Raw genomic sequence first — 17,234 nt, forward strand, 5'->3', positions numbered from 1 at the left:
TACCTCCGTCATGTAGTTGGGCAGATAGTACGAGGGCGTAGATTTGCCATCACGCCGTGCGTGTGACGAATGTCTGTTTAAAGGTGACAGTTTTCAGTCTGTTTCATGACGGGATGTACGGAAAAATCGGACAAAAAACCGGCTCTGTCGCTTGTAATGTGCAACAGAGCCGGACTGTAATCAGCTATAATAATGTATTGCTTACCTGTTTATTGGACCTGGCCCAGATCATCTCTCACTGTCCAGTGCCCCTTGGGAACCGGAAGACACAGACTGGTGCCCGGCATATCGGCGCACATGATAAGTCCGCCAGATCCTTCCTCCCAGAATACCTGATCAATGAACAGGGCAATGGCCTGGGCAGGAGTGAGGTTTTCGTGATCGGCTGCGGGCATGAACTGGCGAACAATGGCGCGGGCGCCTTCGACGACCAGCTTGGCTCCTTCTCTGGAGAGCGCCACATCTTCAAAGTCGATGACGTGCAGAACAGGCGCGGAATCCGCAGCATTGTCGAGCGGCTTTTGCGTAACTGGTTGGTGCATACCGGACATAGTGGCCTCCTTTTCCTGTTTACCTAAATTATGCAAGACGCGGACCCCTTTTGCTATTATATGCGTCGTGACAAGAATTTTTAGCGTTTGGCGTGACATGTGCCGGAAATCTGTCTATATAAATCATGAATTGCAATATAGTGTTCTGGGGGAGACACAATGAATTTAGGAGTAAAACTGACGTGAGTGACGAAGAACTTGTTTTGGACATCCCGGAAATTGATGAACAGCATCAGACTTTTCATGAAATGATGTCGAAGATAGGACAACTAGTGCCTGACATGTACAAACCCATGGACGATGATCAGGTGGATGATGTTGTTGACGCTCTGTATGATCTGCGCGAGTTCGCACTGCTCCACTTCCGCACTGAGGAAGACTACATGAGCGAGGTCGATTATCCGGAGCTGGAACAGCAGAAAAGTGAACATGAGCGCTTCCTGACGGATCTGACCCGAATGGAGGCCGAGCTGATGAACGGGTCGGCCATCCCGGCGATCAAGGTCTACAACTTTCTCAACGATTGGTACCGCGACCATGTTCGTAATCTGGACAAGCCGTTTGGCGAGTTTTACTCAAAAAATTAGCATGTATTATCAAGCTGTTCCCAACCCGTACCGTTAATTGAATGGTGCGGGCATTTTTTTTTGTTCGGGCGCTTGACTCTCAGTCGACCATGTTTATCTTTCACACAGCCCGACGATATGCATGGCTTGTCGTCAGGGTGGCGAAGTCTATTGGACGGTTCGCCGTTCATGATTTTGACCAATGAATGACAATTATTATTGGAGGTATAAAGGAATGAAGCTGAAACCGTTGAACGATCGCGTTCTGGTCAAGCGTCTGGAAGTTGAAGAGAAGACCGCAGGTGGTATTTACATCCCTGATTCCGCCAAGGAAAAGCCCCTGAAGGGTGAGATTGTTGCCGCTGGTCCCGGCAAGCTGGACGACAACGGTGAGCGCATCGCCATGACCGTCAAGGTCGGTGATATCGTCCTGTTCACAAAGTACGCAGGTTCCGCTATCGATGGCGACGAGACTCTGGTCATGCGTGAGGACGACATCCTTGCCATCGTTGAATAACGCCGATCTTACCGACGCGTATTTCTACAACCAATTTTTTTAAGGAGAATAATCAATGTCGAAAGAAATTCTTTTCGATGCCAAGGCTCGTGAAAAGCTGAAAGCCGGTGTGGATAAGCTGGCTAACGCCGTTAAGGTCACCCTCGGTCCCAAGGGCCGTAACGTCGTGATCGAAAAATCCTTCGGTTCCCCGGTCATCACCAAAGACGGTGTTTCCGTTGCCAAGGAAATCGAGCTGGAAGACAAGTTCGAGAACATGGGCGCCCAGATGGTCAAGGAAGTTGCCTCCAAGACTTCTGATGTTGCCGGTGACGGTACCACCACTGCTACCATCCTTGGTCAGGCCATCTTCAACGAAGGCGTGAAGCTCGTTGCTGCCGGTCGTTCCCCCATGGCTATCAAACGCGGTATCGACAAAGCTGTCGACGCCATCGTCGCTGAGCTCGAAAAAGTCGCCAAGCCCACCCGTGATCAGAAAGAGATCGCGCAGGTCGGCACCATCTCCGCCAACAACGATGCGACTATCGGCAACATCATCGCCGAAGCCATGAACAAGGTCGGTAAAGAAGGCGTTATCACCGTGGAAGAGGCCAAAGGCCTGGAAACCACTCTGGACGTCGTCGAGGGCATGCAGTTTGACCGCGGTTACCTGTCCCCCTACTTCGTGACCAACACCGAGCGCATGACCTGCGAAATGGAAGAGCCGCTGATTCTGATCAAGGAATCCAAGATTTCCAGCATGAAAGAACTGCTGCCGGTTCTGGAGCAGTGCGCCAAGATGTCCAAGCCCCTCATGATCCTCGCCGAGGACATCGAAGGTGAAGCTCTGGCAACCCTGGTTGTCAACAAGCTGCGCGGCACCCTGAACGTTGTTGCTGTCAAGGCTCCCGGTTTCGGTGAACGCCGTAAGGCCATGCTCAAGGACATCGCTGTCCTGACCGGCGGCCAGGTTGTTTCCGAAGACCTCGGTATCAAGATGGAGAACCTGACCGTCAACGATCTCGGTTCCTGCAAGCGCATTGTCATCGACAAGGAAAACACCACCATCGTCGACGGTGCTGGTAACGCTGAAGAAATCAAGGGTCGTATCGCAACCATCCGCGCTGAGATCGCTGACTCCACTTCCGACTACGATCGCGAGAAGCTCCAGGAGCGTCTGGCAAAGATCGTCGGTGGTGTCGCTGTCATCAACGTTGGTGCTGCAACCGAAACCGAGATGAAAGAAAAGAAAGCTCGCGTGGAAGATGCTCTGAACGCTACCCGCGCTGCTGTTGAAGAAGGTATCGTGCCCGGTGGCGGTGTCGTCCTGGCCCGTTGCGGTAAGGTTGTCGCCTCTGTAGTCGCCGAAGATGACGACGAGCAGGCCGGTATCAACATCATCGCTCGCGCCGTGGAAGAGCCTCTCCGTCAGATCGCCGGTAACGCCGGTCTGGAAGGTTCCATCGTGGTTGAGAAGATCAAGGAAACTGAAGGTGGCATGGGCTACAACGCCGCTACCGACAAGTACGAAGATCTGATCGAAGCCGGTGTTATCGATCCCAAGAAGGTCACCCGCACCGCACTGCAGAACGCTGCTTCCGTAGCCGGTCTGCTGCTGACCACCGAGTGCGCCATTGCTGACAAGCCTGAAAAGAACGACGGTCCTGCCGGTATGCCCGGTATGGGCGGCGGCATGCCCGGCATGGGCGGCATGGGCGGCATGTACTAGACATCCCGCTATCCTAGCCAAAATCGACCGGCCCGCGACACTGTCGCGGGCCGGTTTTTTGTTTTTGAAGGAATGTATTATTGGAGGAGATCGGTCATTGGTGAGCATCTCTCGTTTGAGACTTGGGGCAAGATATAAAAACTAGATACTCGGAAGAAGGGCGTGAGCGAAACAGGATAGAGGAAGAGAGGATAGATGAGGATATCCATCGTTTGGTGACGGATCTTATTGATATTTTGAAATGATGTTTGCGATGACCCCTTCCTTTCTGAGTCTTTCCAGTTCTTCATTGAACAGCTTCACGAAAGGATACATTGCTTCTTTCCTGGCAAAAGCAAAGCGATAGGGCGTGGTGGCTATTGGAGTGGGGGAGTAATAAAATGAAGTCGACTGTGCTTCATCGGATGACTCCACAGCCCATCTCACAACAAGTTTGTTGGTTACTATCGCATCTACATGCCCATGGCGTAGCATCTGTAACAGGTTCTCGGTTGTCGTTGCCGTATACCACCGGATCTTTTTTTGCTCTATCGCCTCTTGGAGGCTTGGGTAGGAGAAGCCGAGTTTGCCAGCTACTCTTGCGCCCTTGTGTTTTATCAACGTTTCAAGCTCTGTGTAGGATTTGATGCGACTGACCAGAACATCCTCGGAATGAAGTATCGCATTGCTCCAGAGGAAATGGTCCGGGTCAGTAACCCACTCCTTCGCTTTCAAGGTGGCGTCTATTTCCCCGTCCTCAAGCAGCATCATTACCCGCTTCGCAGGATGGCTTTCCAGTTTGAGTCCATATCCTAACCGTTCAAGGACAGCGTGCATTACATCAAGCATGATGCCGCGGTTCTCCGAGTCCTTTTGTCCATCGAGAATGGCATAGGGAGGCCAACCCGGAGCTGCGATCGAAACCACGACTGTTTTCTGGGTATCGGGAGCATCCGCATGTGATTTGGAGAAGGGAGTCATGGCAAAAATGACAGTCCCCAAAAGAATAATAAACAATGGGGTCTGTGTGATTGTCCTTGGCATTATTCGCTCCCGAGAGTGTGTTCTTCATCAACACGATTGGAGCCTTGGAGGCTCGTTTTCTATCCTGCAATAGATCAGTTAATCGTGGTTCGGTCAGTGGCAATCAGGTCACAAGAGAAGTCGGGCGAATGGGGACTCAATGAATTGCGATATTGTAACGTATCATCTTGCTTCCAGATTGTCAGGCACGTCTAATAGCGACTCTGTCGTTCATTGCAAGGTGATTATAATGTGTAGACCTGCCTGGCTGGAAAGAGGCTTGTGAGTAGTAGGGGTTTTCAAACAACAAGCAGTGGATGGCTGGATGAAAATGATCTGGAGCAGGTCATATGCACGGCGGATGAAGAACAGGAAAATCTGAAGGCCCTGCAGCGTGAGAGTCAGAAAACGAGAGCTGGAAGTGGGAAAAGACTGAGTGACTGATTATTTTTTCCGTCGACTTCTTTTCTTAACTTTGATCGCCTGTTGAATCGACTGCATCTGCTCGTTCAGATCGTTGGCTATCTTTCTTCTCCAGACCATGACGCCTGCCAGAGTGACAGTCTGTATGCCACACAGACTCCACACGGTGATCTCCAGAGAGGGGATAAGCATGCCGAGAAATATAAGAGCCATGACTAGAACAGCAAAGCCGGAGACAAGGTGCTCATGGTTCAGCCAGTGGCTGTTGAAGGCGGCGATTTGCTTTTCGATTTCCTGCTGCTCTTCATTCAACTGGTTGATTGTGCGTGGAGCGTTCGTATCTGTAGATGTCATGCGAATGATGTAGCTCCGGCTTTGTCGTTTGGCAATTTGTTTCTTTTGTATGGAGAGTTCTGATTAGGCTCCCTTTTTACTCGCTCCGTAATATCGGCCCCCCTTAGCATTAATGAGTTGTTTTGACGCAAGCGGCGTCGAAGAGGGAAGGCGGCTGACGATCAAGTTTGTTTTTTGGTCGACTATGGCTAAAAACTTGATATATAGGCGTTGCATGTGTACGTATGGCCTGTTTCTTGGCTCGGTTAATGATTCTTCCCCCAATAAGAGGACACCATGCTTAAAAAATTCATGCAGATGGATCTGCCCGTTTCGCGAAAGATGAAATACTCGATTCTCAAGCGGGTACGCTCCCACGACAAAGGTGCGTTTGAAATCGATTTCACCTACTGCGGTGTCCAGATACCAATCAATATGTTTGATGGTACTCAACGGTCTATCTATTTGTACGATGGCGATGAAAAATTCATGCTCAATTTTTTACGCGACTATTATGCCATGTTACCCAAAGGAGGCGTTTTTCTTGATATCGGCGCCAACTCCGGTAACCATGCCATCTGGATGTCGCAGTATGCCGACAAGGTGTATGCATTCGAACCTCAGAAACGCCTCCATGAACGGCTCCGTAATATTTTGAGAGAAAATAGCGAGGTGGGGAATATTGAAGTCTGTCCCTTTGCTCTGGGCGAAGAAAACAAGACGGACTATATCTACCACATAAGTAAGTATTCCGGCTCATCAAGCATCGTCAGAAAACCCGATACGAATGTTCCGCGAGAGGAGATCTCTATTCGTCAGGGGGACGAAGCGATCAGAGAGCTGAATCCCGAGTCCATTGCTGCCGTCAAGATCGATGTCGAAGGCTATGAACATTTTGTGCTGAAGGGGATCGGGGAAACGCTGGAAAAGTACCGGCCTCTGGTCATTTTCGAGCACGCCGAAGAGAACAAGGCATCCTACGGTTCCTTTGAAGGCATGCGTGAACTTTTCCCTGAAGGGTATGAGTTTTACCAGTTTGATCGTCGTGGCGCTTACCGTTACCACAACTGCCGCCGCGGTTTCTATACCGTGGTTGATTTCGACTTTGACCTGCCTGTTAGGGCTGTTGCCACCGGAGGCAATGCGAATATCATCGCCTGTCCCGCTGGTACGGAGATGCCGAAGAAGAACTTCACCCCATGGTCTTTTGAAATCAGGAAGTAGGGCCTTTTCTGTCAACCCTGACGGGATAAGGCTCTTTCAATTATCGGGGCCAAATGGCTGGCTCTTCCGCTATCTCCTGGAATTCCTTCAGTGTCTCTATAAATTTCTTGAGAATCACAGATTCATTTTTCGCTTTCCAAAGCGCCGTGATTTCCCACTGTGGCAAATCACCATCCAGTGGTTTGAAGGAGACGCCAGACCGCTTGTCCCTTGCACTGGAGGCAGGCACCAATGCAACACCCAACCCAGTGGAAACAAGTGCCACAGTGGATTGTTCTGTGTTGACCTCCTGCACGATGTTCGGCATGAATCCCGCCTTGTGGAATGAACCTATCAGCGATCGATACAGCGCAGGTTGGGCGATTCGCTGGTTGAAGATCAGCGGTTCGCCCTCCAGATCGCGAATGTCAATCCGGTCTTTTTTCGAGAAATGGTGCCCATCCGGAATGGCAAGGACATATGGTTCACGCAGAAACAGCATGGACTTAAGGCCTGTCGTGTCATGCCCGAACAGTCGCACAAACGCGATGTCCAAACGGTCGCTGCGGAGAACCGGCAACTGCTCGGTGGTCGACTTGGCAGAAAAATCAAGACGAATATTGGGATTGGCCTCCCGGAATGCACGGATCGCCATGGGAAGCTGGCTCAGCGACGCAGGGCCGATGAAACCTATGCGCAGCATGCCTTCCAGGCCTTGTGCCATGTCCTGAATGCAGGCCACAGCTTCGGTCAGGCGGTCCTGAATATCCCTGCAGCGAACCAGAAATTCTTCTCCCTCGGGCGTGAGCGATACGCGCCGACTGGTTCTCTCCAACAGCTTGACCTCCAGCTCTTCTTCCAGTCGTTTTATCTGTTGAGAGAGTGGGGGTTGGGCTATATGGCACCGCTGTGCAGCCTTGCCGAAGTGGAGTTCTTCTGCAACGGCAATGAAGTATTTGATCTGTCTGAGTTCCATGATTCAGACTTAATATGTATCAATAAAATTGTAAAGATATATTGGACATATTCATGGTGCTTTTCTAGCTTCTGAAAAAGCCCTTGGAGGTCCATTATGCAGTATTTGATTCCATTATTACTTGTTTTGAGTGTGCACGTTTTTTTCGCTGTCGGCGTGGCTTTTGCAAATGATTCGGTAGAGCGTCAGAATCATGATTCAGTTTCAGTTTGTCCTGCCGTACTGTGTGATGCAGGCTTGATTATTGACAGGCGGGGAACGGTTTATGCGTCAAATAGTCAATCAGGAGAGGTGTTTGTTGTTGCTCCCGGTGATGAACCCAGGCTTTTGGCTTCCATAGAAGGGCGCATCACAGCTATGGGAGTGGACAGAAGGCGTTCAGTTTTCGTGGCAGTGGAAGATGGAAGAGTTTTCCGTGTCAGGCCCGAGGGACGGGCCAAGTTGGTTTACCGCTTGGACGGAGTGCCGGTCGCGTTGAATGTGGACAGGGATGGCGGACTGGTCGTTATGCTCGACACTGGCCGCATACAATGGGTGCCATTCGGTTCACTTGTTAATGAAGAATAGTGAATATAATGCTATTGTTTTTCTGTATGTTTGACGATAAGGAAAGGTATGAAAGCTATAGTAGCAACCATGGGCATAGTTGGGCTATGCGGATACATATGGGCAGTTGTCGAACTGCTCCTTGCCGCTCCCTTGTGGTGCAACTTGCTCGGTGGTGCTTTGTTGGGAATCTATTTGGGTGCCGCCATGTTCCTGGCATATCTGATCATTACGGATGAAAACCGTACGATCAAAAAGACGCTTAAACAGGGGATAAGCGTCGGAACAGCATTTCTTCGCCCTGTGAAGTCCTGTTTTTGCCGGAACAAATAAGCCGGAATCGCCTCTCTACGCACTGAACGTTAGAAGTTCAGATCGTGTGTCTTTTTCTTACTTGTCTGCTTGGGTGAAGCACTTGATGCGGCGAAAACTCTCGGTTCTGCCTGTTTGAGCAGTTTCTTTGCTTCGACATTGAGCGGATTGCGATCAACAGCGGCCGAAGCGTTGTTGAATACCTCGCCCCATTCCCGTTTCTTGAGATGCAACTTGGCAAGGCGAAGATAGAGATTCTCGCTGGAACCAACGTAGCGCATGCACTCCTTGATCGCGTTGATGGCCTTGTCTGTTTCCTCCATTCCTTCGTAGCAGAGGATCAGCGCATTGTGCGCGCGGATATCATTTTGCTGCACTTGGATGGCTTTCACAAGGTATTCAACTGCTTCGGGAAACATGCCGAAGTTTGCCAGACGGTTTCCAATATCCGAGTCTATCCCTTCAATATCCTGAAAGTATTCTGAAATTTTCCGATACAGCTTCCGTGCTTCCAGTTGATTGTCAGACTTGACCAGTTTTTCCGCCTTGATCAGGTTGTCATCAAGCACGCCCAGTCTTTTTCGCAACTTGGCAACACGGGCTTTCTCCATGGCTTCGCCGAGCTTCTTGTGCAGGCGAATGAGTTTGCCGTAAAAAGCCTTTTCCTTGCCCTTCTGGTAGGTGAGGCCGTTGGGGAACAGCTTCTGGATCATGGGCATCTTGTTGAGATCGCGCATGGCTTCATCCAGGTGCGCGTGTATCTCGAACTTTTCAGCTCCGAAAATGGGGCTGGTAACCAGATTTTTCAGTGCGTTTGCCAGGCACTCAAGTGTCCTGAGGTACTCGTTCTTTTTAGCATATGCACGAGCCCGGGCAATGTCTTCGCGTATGGTTTTTGCTGATATTTGAGACATGGTGATTAAGTTTTACCATTTTTGTCTAAGTTTTTACATGTACGCTAATACAGGTATGAGGTTTTAGCAAGCAGGATGGGAAGTTACCACTAGTTTCAGGCAGACGGGGCGAGTTTTCCACAAGGAAAAACACCCACAGTGCTGACAAGTGGAGTCGATTTTTCTCACATGCCATTGACGCGACTGTCGAGTCTGTATAATTTACCTGCCCATCCCATATTCTGTGATTCATCTTACTTGTGGAGTCGAATTGAATACCTATCTTGTCGTAATTCTTGCATCTCTTGTTTTGAGTTGGTTGTTGGGAATTGTCTCCAACTACTACAACAAACGACATATGGTTTCTCGTCTTCCCGATGAGTTTCGCGATGTCTACGATGATCGGAAGTACTCGGAATCCCAGGAATACGCCAGAGCAAATATGCGTTTTTCGTCCATTGCGGATTCAATCAGCATGGCAATAACCATTGGGTTCATCCTTCTGGGCGGTTTCAACTGGCTTGATCAACTTGTCCGCTCCTGGGAACTTGCTCCACTGTTGAGTGGACTTGCCTATATCGGCCTGTTGAGCTTAGCCAGTTGGACTGTCAGTCTGCCCTTTGAAATCTATCAGACTTTCGTTCTTGAGAGCCGCTTCCAATTCAATAATACAACGCCATGGACATTTGTCGTTGATCGACTGAAAGGATTGATTCTGACCGCAATCCTTGGCGGTGGTTTGCTGGCCGGAGTGCTTTACTTCTTTGGCAGTGCAGGCGAATGGGCCTGGATGTGGTGCTGGGTACTGGCTGTGGCATTCAGTTTGGGTATTACCTATGTTGCTCCCACCTGGATACTTCCCCTTTTCAATACCTTTTCCCCGCTTGAAGAAGGGGAGTTGCGTACAGCCCTTGAAGCCTATGCGCGAAAGTCCGATTTTGAACTGGAAGGGATATTTGTCATGGATGGATCGCGCCGGACCTCCAAGGGCAATGCGTTTTTTACTGGATTCGGTAAGCGAAAGCGAATCGCCTTGTTCGACACGTTGCTCAAGGAGCAGAGCGTGGAGGAAATAACGGCTGTTCTTGCCCATGAAGTCGGCCATTCCAAGCGGGGTCATATTCGCAAACAATTGATTCTTGCCACGATCAAGACAGGTGCCGTGTTTTATCTGTTGTCGCTTTTCCTGGACTCCAAAGGACTGTTCGATGCTTTTGGAATGGAGCACATGTCGGTCTACGCAGGACTTGTCTTTTTTACCCTGCTGTATACGCCCATTTCAATGGTTCTCGGTGTGGTCGGGAACTATCTATCGCGTAAATACGAGTTTGAAGCGGATGCCTTTGCTGCCGAGACCACAAACAATCCGGGCGCCATGATTTCCGCCCTCAAGAAGCTGTCAGCCAACAATCTTTCCAACTTGACCCCACACCCACTCGTTGTCTGGTTGGAGTACAGTCACCCTCCGGTGCTCGAACGAGTACGGGTTCTGAAAAACAGATGAGTATTCCAAAATAACAGTGCCGCAGGTGATTGCAGCACTGTTATTTGGGTTATTGCTTAGAACTTTTCAAACTCATCGGAGTCGTCCGCATAGTTGCCTATCGCTCTAGGTTGCGTGGCCTGCAAAGAGTTGGGTCTTGATGTGACCACTGAGACATTGCGTCGGGAGTGGTGTTCGACCTGGAAGAACTCCATGGCCTGCTGCAATTGTACAGCCTGGCTCGAAAGCTCCTGCGAGGTGGCAGACAGTTCTTCAGAAAAGGACGCATTTTTCTGCACTACGACATCGAGATGTTGAATGGAGGTGGTGATCTGCTGGGCTGATTCGTGCTGCTCGCCACTGGCGGCGGCAACTTCCTGCACCAGTTCCTCGTTATGTTTAATGTCTTTAACCACCTGCTCCAACATGGTTCCGGCTTTTTCCGCTACCTCAAGGCTATTGCCTGTCAGTTCGCTGATCTCCGATGCAGCGGTGCCGGAATGCTCGGCCAGCTTTCGGACTTCGGCTGCGACTACGGCAAATCCTTTGCCATGCTCTCCGGCACGGGCGGCTTCAATGGCGGCGTTCAGTGCCAGAAGGTTGGTCTGGCGTGCGATATCTTCAATGATGGATGTGCGTTCAGCAATATCCCGCATGGCCTGGACGGTCTTTTTGACAGCCTCGCCACCTTCCTGCGCATCATTGGCTGTTCGGACGGCGATGTCGCGGGTCTTTCGTGCGGTCTCCAGGTTCTGGGCAATGTTCTGTGACATGAGTTCCATGGATGCGGAAATCTCTTCGACGCTGGCAGCCTGTTCCACCGACCCTTCGCTCATCTGTTGTGCCGATGCTGCAATCTCCTCGCTGCCGGAAGCGACCATCTCGGCCGATTTTTTTACACTTCCCACGACATCTCGTAGCTTATGAAGCATTCTGCCCAGTGAACGGATGAGTCGTCCCAACTCGCTGGGGGACTCGCTGTGTATATTTGAAATCAGATCACCGCTAGAGAGGCGCTCGGCCATGCCCATCCCGTCGGTTACCGGTCGGATGGCGAACTTGTTCAGGAATGCGATGACGATACCACCGACCAGCATGATGATGCCGAATCCGGTTCCGGCAAGCACGTAACCTTGCTGAATGGCTCCGGATGCAAGGTCGCTTTCATAGGCGGACATGCAGACGATCCAGTTGGTGGTCGGGTCTTCCTTGAATACCAGAATCTTGTCACGGCCTTCCCATGCATAGGTTATCTGGCCGTTTTTCTGCTGAATGGCGGTCCTGACGAATGAGTCGCTGCTGCGATCTTCAAGGATGATCGATTTTTCTTTGGGGTGGTATATGAATCGCCCGGTTGCATCGATGATGAAACCATACCCTTCCTTGCCGATAACCACCGGATCGATGAATGTTTTGCAAAAGGATTCCCACTGGGCCAGCAGTGCGACCGCACCGATGATTTGCCCATTGTTGTCGAATACCGGTGTGCTGATCGCGAAGAACAGGGAGTCGTCGGTTACGGATTGCATCACCGTTTGGGAAATCACGTTCTCCTCACCACGGAGGGGGGCCTGGACATACCCGCGCTGTTTCAGGTCCAGCCCGACGATGTTCTTGTCTCCAATGACACCGGCCACGCATCTGCCCGCCGGATTGACAACGATTGCACCGTAGAGGTTGTCATTGTTGCTAACATATTCGGAGAGGATCTCTTGGGCTTGACCAACTTCCTCCGTGCGAAGGGCGCTGACAACTTCCCATCTGTCGGCCAACGCGTGTGTGGCGGCCTGACTGTCCTCGATAAAAAGCTGCATGGCGGCGGCAATATTGTTGGTCTGGGATGCGGCAGCAGACGATTCCGAGGCAAGAATCATATCGTAAGAGGAGTCATTGACGTAGAGTACAAGGCCGGTGATGGCTACTGAGATGGTTAGGACGATTGGGATTAATATGGTTCTTTTGAGGCTTTTGGATATCCAGTGTAACATTTTTTTGCCCTCTTTTAGGTGATTTAAAAATATTATCTTATGTTGTTTTGGTTAAAATCCTTCTAACGCTGTTTGAATAATTGTTTAGGTTATCTCTGTGTGACGTAGAGTGGCGCATCCTAACTAACAATTATAATTATGATTATACTTATCAATGGATAGGGTTGAGAAAAGAGATAGGTTCAATTGGTTTTAATCCCTTGGAAAGTTGGTTTCTGTCGGCAGTAGTGTCTGCAGCGTGCTGGCAGGATAGCTGAATCAGCCAGTGGGCGTGTATCGGTTGCATGGAAATCGTGTAGAGGATATGTCAAATTAATAAGTGGTTACGTAGCTGTTACATGGTACCGTGCGCTCGGTGTTTCACGGATGCTCGTTCATCGCTTGATCAATAAAACAATGGAGTCGTAACGTGGCTTTGCATGAGTTGGCGGGTCAGCCCGCTCCCCAGGATTTGCTTGTCAATGTCCCCCGATTGGTATCGGCCTATTACCTGACAAAACCCGATCCTGCCGAGCCGGGGTGCCGGGTGTCGTTTGGGACTTCCGGGCATCGTGGGTCTTCTCTGGATGGGAGCTTCAACGAAGACCACATTCTGGCTGTATCTCAGGCCGTGTGTGAACATAGGGCTGCCGCCGGAATAGACGGGCCATTGTTTTTGGGTATGGATACTCATGCTCTCAGCGAGCCAGCACTGGCCTCGGCTGTGGAAGTCTTTGCTGCCAACGGGGTTGATGTCAGGTTGCAGGAAGGGCTTGGATACACGCCGACGCCCGTCATATCCCATGCAATCTTGAGCTGGAATGCCGGTCGTCAATCAGGGGTGGCTGACGGAGTGGTCATCACGCCGTCCCACAATCCGCCCCGTGATGGTGGGTACAAGTACAATCCCCCGGCAGGTGGTCCGGCTCCAGGTGAGGTGACCTCTGCCATTGAAAACCGAGCCAACGAAATTTTACGAAACGGGCTGAAGGATGTCCGCCGCATACCTTTTGAAAAGGCGCTCAAGGCTGACACCACTGTCATGTACGACTACATCACGCCGTATGTCGACGATCTCACCAATGTCGTGGATATGGATTTGATCAGCAGCGCCGGTGTAAAGATCGGTGTGGATCCCATGGGCGGCTCAGGCATTGCCTTTTGGGAGCCCATGGCAGAAAAGTACGGCCTGAACCTGACGCTGACCAATACGGTTGTTGATCCTGCCTTTTCATTCATGACCGTGGACAGGGACGGGAAAATCCGCATGGATTGCTCGTCCCCCTATGCCATGGCTTCGCTGATCAAGCTCAAGGATTCCTATGACATCGCGTTCGGGAATGACCCCGATTACGATCGCCACGGCATCGTCACCCGCAGCAGCGGCCTGTTGAATCCCAATCACTATCTCGCCGTTGCCGTGCAGTACCTCTTTTCTCATCGACCGGATTGGAGCACCAAGGCGGCCATCGGCAAAACCCTGGTGTCCAGCTCCATGATAGATCGCGTGGCAGCAGACCTTGGCAGACATCTCAATGAGGTGCCTGTGGGGTTCAAGTGGTTTGTGGATGGTCTGGTGGATGGTTCGTGTGCTTTCGGAGGAGAAGAGTCAGCCGGTGCGAGCTTTGTGCGGTTCGATGGGTCTGTCTGGACCACGGATAAGGACGGCATCATCATGAACCTGCTGGCCGCGGAAATAACGGCGCGGACAGGGCGTGACCCCGGTGAATTGTACAAGGATTTGGAAGAGAAACACGGTTCGCCCATATACGAGCGCATGCAGGCTCCGGCCACGCGGGAACAGAAAGCCGCCATTGCGTCGCTGTCGCCGGATGTGGTGAAGGCCGACACTCTGGCTGGTGAGCCGATCACGGCCAAGCTGACCCATGCCCCCGGCAACGGCGCTGCAATAGGGGGCCTCAAAGTGACCACGGAAAACGGCTGGTTCGCAGCTCGACCATCCGGCACCGAGGACATCTACAAAATTTACGGCGAATCCTTCAAAGGGCAGGACCATTTGAAGGCCATTCAGGAAGAAGCGCAGGCAATTGTTTCCGCCCTGTTCTAATCACAGGGCGGTCATTATACCGTCAGATTGAGTCCGGTGTAGCTCTGTCCGTAGCCCAGCATCAACCCGCCGCCCTTGAACCAGTTGGTAGGATCGCTGTTGTCCTCGTACCACCAGGACATGGCCTGCTGTTGGAGGCTCTGCTTCAGCTCCGTGTTGGTCAGTTGGTTTTCTGATACTTTGGTCAGTTTACCCAGCTGGATGATCTTGTTGAATTCATCCACTTTTTCCGGGTTGTCTTCAAAGTACTTGTCGATGGTCTCCTTGTTAGGATGACCTTCGGCGGTGGTGACCTTCCCGGTGACAGGATCGTAGGTCAGGGGGAATTCCTTGCTGATGTCCACGCCGAGCGCTTCAAGGTCGGCCATGACCGAGGCGTCCCATGTCACTTCCAGTTGCTTGCGATACTCCTCGACCTCGCGAAACGAGAGCTTGCCGTCGCTGCCTTTGGGGATATCCTCAAGATATCTTTGTATCTCGCTCCCCATGGAACTCATAACCCGGGAGTTGGCGGTCTGCTCTGATGCTTTGGTCGTCGAGGTCTCGGTGCCGGTTTGTTCAGCCAGTTGTTTCAAGAGCGAACTGGTTTCCGAATATACGCTGCTGCCGATGCTGGAAGTGGTCATGAGAAACTCACAAGTTGAAGTTGGTGGAACTTTTTTCCCTTTGCCGGATCAAGCATAAGCCGTGCCATCATTGGTGATTGGGGGCTATCCGTCAGCAGGAAACGAAACGAAGGGGGCGCGTGGATTTGGATTGCAAACAAAAAAAAGGGAGCAATGAAGCTCCCCTTGTGATGATTCCGTTATTGTACTTTTACGCGACCGCTTGCTTTGGCTTTTCCGTGCAGACCAGCTTGTCGATCTCGCGAACCTTTTTCATGACCGCTTTGGCGATTCGTTTGAATTCCGGGAAATCCTTTGTGTCATAGGAATGCTTGGCACGGGTCAGGCCGGCGAGGTCGATGCACTCGTTGAACAAGTACGGCATGTAGAGCGGGTCCTGTTTGATGAATGCTTCGATGCGCTGGAATGTCTGGTGGATTTCCTGTTGGTTCTTGTTCATGTTTTTGAATAATTTTGCCAGATGCTTTTCAGCATTGCGCATGGATGTAGACCACATTGGGCCGCGGGGTTCGAGCGTCAAACTGTTGGTCGCTTCGCGGCAGCCAATGAACTCACCCATGAATCGATCAACACTGCCCGGGGCAGAGGCGAGCACACCTTCTTTCAGGGCTGTCTCGATATCCATGGCCTTGGTACCGTTGATCACGGCACCGCCACCGTAAATATTGTAAATGGGGAAGGCGGCCTTTCGCAGGTCGTCTTCCAATTCACGCTTGGCAGTCATGTACTGGACGGTGGTCAGAATCTCTTCTCCGTCCATGTTCTTGGTCATCTGATGAAAGCTGCGCATGGTCATATTCTTGTTGAAACCGTGGTGGCCGCCTGCATGGGACTGGTTGTTGATCCATGCGTAATCCTGCCCGACCATGACCAGATGGTTGACTCCGGCCCAGCGCAGGAAGCGGGATAGCGTGACCGAGACATTGCCACCCGCGTCGAGGACCAGATCGTGATCCTTCATGACGTAAGTGCCCATGCCGCCTATGGTCCACAGGGGGATGGTCGGCCCAGTGTACCGCTTGATCGCTTCCGGGTTGACCTTGGTGGAATATATGAGCGGAATATCCGCCACAAAGTCAGGGTCCAGCCGGTGGAAGATGTCGAGCATGGACTTGTCATAGTCGATAGCCATGCAGAAGTGGGGCTTCAGCCCGATGTTCTGGAGGGCGGGGACGGTTTGCAGGCCGCATGTATAAAGGACATGATTTTTGTGCTCAAGCAGCTTGGGAGCGTGATGCTCCAGGCTTGGTCCGGCACCGAGGATGACGGCACCCACGCCGCCCGCCTTGTTTTCAAGGCCCTTGAGCGAACCGTCCGACAGAGCTCGTTTGAAGTTCTGAACTTCATTGCCGACCATGACGTCCTGCCGGTAGCGCAGGGTGGAGAGTTCCAGCGAAAAGTTTTCGAGTTTGTCGCGAACTGTCTTGGTCCACCATGCGTACTCCTTGCCAAGCTGCTGGCTGGGAATATCGCCCTTGAGGTGAATCTGGCCGTAGATGAACTGGAGATCAAGATTTCGGATGACTTCATAGATGAAGTCCTGATCCGGGATCATGAGGTGAAATTTCTTGGACTCGAAAAAGGGGCGGTAATCGGTCTGGCCGAGGCAGGCGAGGAGCATTTCCGCACGGGGTTCCAAAAGCATGACTTTGTGCGTGTCGGGTGTGTTGGTCAGAACGTGGTTCACGCCGTAACCCAGGTTCGCGCCGACGATGAACGTGGCCGAGGTGTCGGGCTTGTCGTTCTTGGTCCAGTTGGCATACAGCCCGTTGGGCACCAGCGATTCAAGCATGCCCTTGCCGCTTTCCATGCGCCAGTCGTGAATCCCCATCTCATTGATGAAGATATTGTTGAGGAGTGCTTCTTCCTTGAACTCTTGATTGGTCAGCCACTGGTAAACGGGATTGCCGGTTCGCTGGAGATATTCAATGTTGTCTTGTAAAAACGGGTACGCTGTCATGCCATTTCCTCACACTACTGTTTGCAGATTGCTCTGTTGATCGATCGCTGAGACAATTGCACGTAATGTGCCAGTTGCGTGAAGGCGCTTTTTGACCTAC

16 protein-coding genes are annotated in these 17,234 nt (G+C 51.4%); 8 read left to right on the top strand and 8 right to left on the bottom strand.

Going from position 1 to position 17,234, the window contains the following annotated elements; genetic code table 11:
* Positions 1–209: 209 nt before the first annotated feature.
* Positions 210–551, bottom strand: coding sequence for a hypothetical protein (locus tag DPRO_RS14330; protein WP_097012670.1), 342 nt, complete (start codon positions 549–551; stop codon positions 210–212).
* Positions 552–733: 182 nt separating this feature from the next.
* On the opposite strand from DPRO_RS14330, the gene DPRO_RS14335 reads away from it, so the two are divergent.
* From DPRO_RS14335 to groL, 3 genes are all read left to right on the top strand, one after another.
* Positions 734–1,138 carry a bacteriohemerythrin gene (locus DPRO_RS14335; RefSeq protein WP_232005607.1) on the top strand — a complete coding sequence of 135 codons (405 nt, stop codon included), beginning with the start codon at positions 734–736 and terminating at the stop codon, positions 1,136–1,138.
* Between the two features lie 214 nt (positions 1,139–1,352).
* Positions 1,353–1,634: a co-chaperone GroES gene (locus tag DPRO_RS14340; protein ID WP_097012672.1), complete on the top strand. Its 282-nt coding sequence runs from the start codon at positions 1,353–1,355 to the stop codon at positions 1,632–1,634.
* A gap of 55 nt (positions 1,635–1,689) precedes the next feature.
* Complete coding sequence (gene groL / locus DPRO_RS14345) at positions 1,690–3,342, top strand: chaperonin GroEL (protein WP_097012673.1); 1,653 nt, start codon at positions 1,690–1,692, stop codon at positions 3,340–3,342.
* A gap of 225 nt (positions 3,343–3,567) precedes the next feature.
* Here the strand turns inward: groL and DPRO_RS14350 are convergent, their stop codons facing one another.
* On the bottom strand, positions 3,568–4,365 hold the full coding sequence (locus DPRO_RS14350) for a substrate-binding periplasmic protein (RefSeq protein ID WP_097012674.1): 798 nt from the start codon (positions 4,363–4,365) through the stop codon (positions 3,568–3,570).
* 423 nt (positions 4,366–4,788) lie between these two features.
* Complete coding sequence (locus DPRO_RS14355) at positions 4,789–5,121, bottom strand: hypothetical protein (RefSeq protein WP_097012675.1); 333 nt, start codon at positions 5,119–5,121, stop codon at positions 4,789–4,791.
* Between the two features lie 276 nt (positions 5,122–5,397).
* On the opposite strand from DPRO_RS14355, the gene DPRO_RS14360 reads away from it, so the two are divergent.
* Entirely contained in the window at positions 5,398–6,324 is a 927-nt protein-coding gene (locus tag DPRO_RS14360; RefSeq protein WP_097012676.1) for an FkbM family methyltransferase, read from the top strand.
* Positions 6,325–6,364: 40 nt separating this feature from the next.
* On the opposite strand, the gene DPRO_RS14365 is transcribed toward DPRO_RS14360, so the two are convergent.
* Entirely contained in the window at positions 6,365–7,279 is a 915-nt protein-coding gene (locus DPRO_RS14365; RefSeq protein ID WP_097012677.1) for a LysR family transcriptional regulator, read from the bottom strand.
* Positions 7,280–7,375: 96 nt separating this feature from the next.
* Here DPRO_RS14365 and DPRO_RS14370 point away from each other — a divergent pair, with 96 nt between their 5' ends.
* Together DPRO_RS14370 and DPRO_RS14375 are read left to right on the top strand one after the other, a co-directional pair.
* Positions 7,376–7,846 (top strand): SMP-30/gluconolactonase/LRE family protein, encoded by a 471-nt coding sequence (locus DPRO_RS14370; RefSeq protein ID WP_097012678.1) that lies wholly within the window; start codon positions 7,376–7,378, stop codon positions 7,844–7,846.
* A 48-nt stretch (positions 7,847–7,894) separates the two neighbouring features.
* Positions 7,895–8,158: a hypothetical protein gene (locus DPRO_RS14375; RefSeq protein ID WP_097012679.1), complete on the top strand. Its 264-nt coding sequence runs from the start codon at positions 7,895–7,897 to the stop codon at positions 8,156–8,158.
* 29 nt (positions 8,159–8,187) lie between these two features.
* Here DPRO_RS14375 and DPRO_RS14380 read toward each other — a convergent pair whose 3' ends face one another.
* Entirely contained in the window at positions 8,188–9,051 is an 864-nt protein-coding gene (locus DPRO_RS14380; protein WP_097012680.1) for a tetratricopeptide repeat protein, read from the bottom strand.
* 250 nt (positions 9,052–9,301) lie between these two features.
* Here DPRO_RS14380 and DPRO_RS14385 point away from each other — a divergent pair, with 250 nt between their 5' ends.
* Positions 9,302–10,534 carry a M48 family metallopeptidase gene (locus tag DPRO_RS14385; protein WP_097012681.1) on the top strand — a complete coding sequence of 411 codons (1,233 nt, stop codon included), beginning with the start codon at positions 9,302–9,304 and terminating at the stop codon, positions 10,532–10,534.
* Positions 10,535–10,590: 56 nt separating this feature from the next.
* On the opposite strand, the gene DPRO_RS14390 is transcribed toward DPRO_RS14385, so the two are convergent.
* Positions 10,591–12,501 carry a methyl-accepting chemotaxis protein gene (locus tag DPRO_RS14390; protein ID WP_097012682.1) on the bottom strand — a complete coding sequence of 637 codons (1,911 nt, stop codon included), beginning with the start codon at positions 12,499–12,501 and terminating at the stop codon, positions 10,591–10,593.
* 409 nt (positions 12,502–12,910) lie between these two features.
* On the opposite strand from DPRO_RS14390, the gene pgm reads away from it, so the two are divergent.
* Positions 12,911–14,548, top strand: a complete 1,638-nt coding sequence (pgm, locus tag DPRO_RS14395) for a phosphoglucomutase (alpha-D-glucose-1,6-bisphosphate-dependent) (RefSeq protein WP_097012683.1) — start codon at positions 12,911–12,913, stop codon at positions 14,546–14,548.
* A gap of 14 nt (positions 14,549–14,562) precedes the next feature.
* Here the strand turns inward: pgm and DPRO_RS14400 are convergent, their stop codons facing one another.
* Both DPRO_RS14400 and DPRO_RS14405 read right to left on the bottom strand, forming a co-directional pair.
* Positions 14,563–15,174 (bottom strand): hypothetical protein, encoded by a 612-nt coding sequence (locus tag DPRO_RS14400; RefSeq protein WP_097012684.1) that lies wholly within the window; start codon positions 15,172–15,174, stop codon positions 14,563–14,565.
* A 190-nt stretch (positions 15,175–15,364) separates the two neighbouring features.
* Positions 15,365–17,134, bottom strand: coding sequence for a motility associated factor glycosyltransferase family protein (locus DPRO_RS14405; protein WP_097012685.1), 1,770 nt, complete (start codon positions 17,132–17,134; stop codon positions 15,365–15,367).
* Positions 17,135–17,234 lie beyond the last annotated feature (100 nt).

It is taken from the genome of Pseudodesulfovibrio profundus (assembly GCF_900217235.1).
In the GTDB taxonomy this organism is placed as follows: domain Bacteria; phylum Desulfobacterota; class Desulfovibrionia; order Desulfovibrionales; family Desulfovibrionaceae; genus Pseudodesulfovibrio; species Pseudodesulfovibrio profundus.

Coding starts and splice junctions, on each gene's coding strand:
- DPRO_RS14355 (WP_097012675.1), bottom strand. CDS start 5,121: ATGACATCTACAGATACGAACGCTCCACGCACAATCAACCAGTTGAAT.
- DPRO_RS14400 (WP_097012684.1), bottom strand. CDS start 15,174: ATGACCACTTCCAGCATCGGCAGCAGCGTATATTCGGAAACCAGTTCG.
- DPRO_RS14360 (WP_097012676.1), top strand. CDS start 5,398: ATGCTTAAAAAATTCATGCAGATGGATCTGCCCGTTTCGCGAAAGATG.
- DPRO_RS14405 (WP_097012685.1), bottom strand. CDS start 17,134: ATGACAGCGTACCCGTTTTTACAAGACAACATTGAATATCTCCAGCGA.
- DPRO_RS14375 (WP_097012679.1), top strand. CDS start 7,895: ATGAAAGCTATAGTAGCAACCATGGGCATAGTTGGGCTATGCGGATAC.
- DPRO_RS14330 (WP_097012670.1), bottom strand. CDS start 551: ATGTCCGGTATGCACCAACCAGTTACGCAAAAGCCGCTCGACAATGCT.
- DPRO_RS14365 (WP_097012677.1), bottom strand. CDS start 7,279: ATGGAACTCAGACAGATCAAATACTTCATTGCCGTTGCAGAAGAACTC.
- DPRO_RS14390 (WP_097012682.1), bottom strand. CDS start 12,501: ATGTTACACTGGATATCCAAAAGCCTCAAAAGAACCATATTAATCCCA.
- DPRO_RS14340 (WP_097012672.1), top strand. CDS start 1,353: ATGAAGCTGAAACCGTTGAACGATCGCGTTCTGGTCAAGCGTCTGGAA.
- DPRO_RS14370 (WP_097012678.1), top strand. CDS start 7,376: ATGCAGTATTTGATTCCATTATTACTTGTTTTGAGTGTGCACGTTTTT.
- DPRO_RS14380 (WP_097012680.1), bottom strand. CDS start 9,051: ATGTCTCAAATATCAGCAAAAACCATACGCGAAGACATTGCCCGGGCT.
- DPRO_RS14350 (WP_097012674.1), bottom strand. CDS start 4,365: ATGCCAAGGACAATCACACAGACCCCATTGTTTATTATTCTTTTGGGG.
- groL (WP_097012673.1), top strand. CDS start 1,690: ATGTCGAAAGAAATTCTTTTCGATGCCAAGGCTCGTGAAAAGCTGAAA.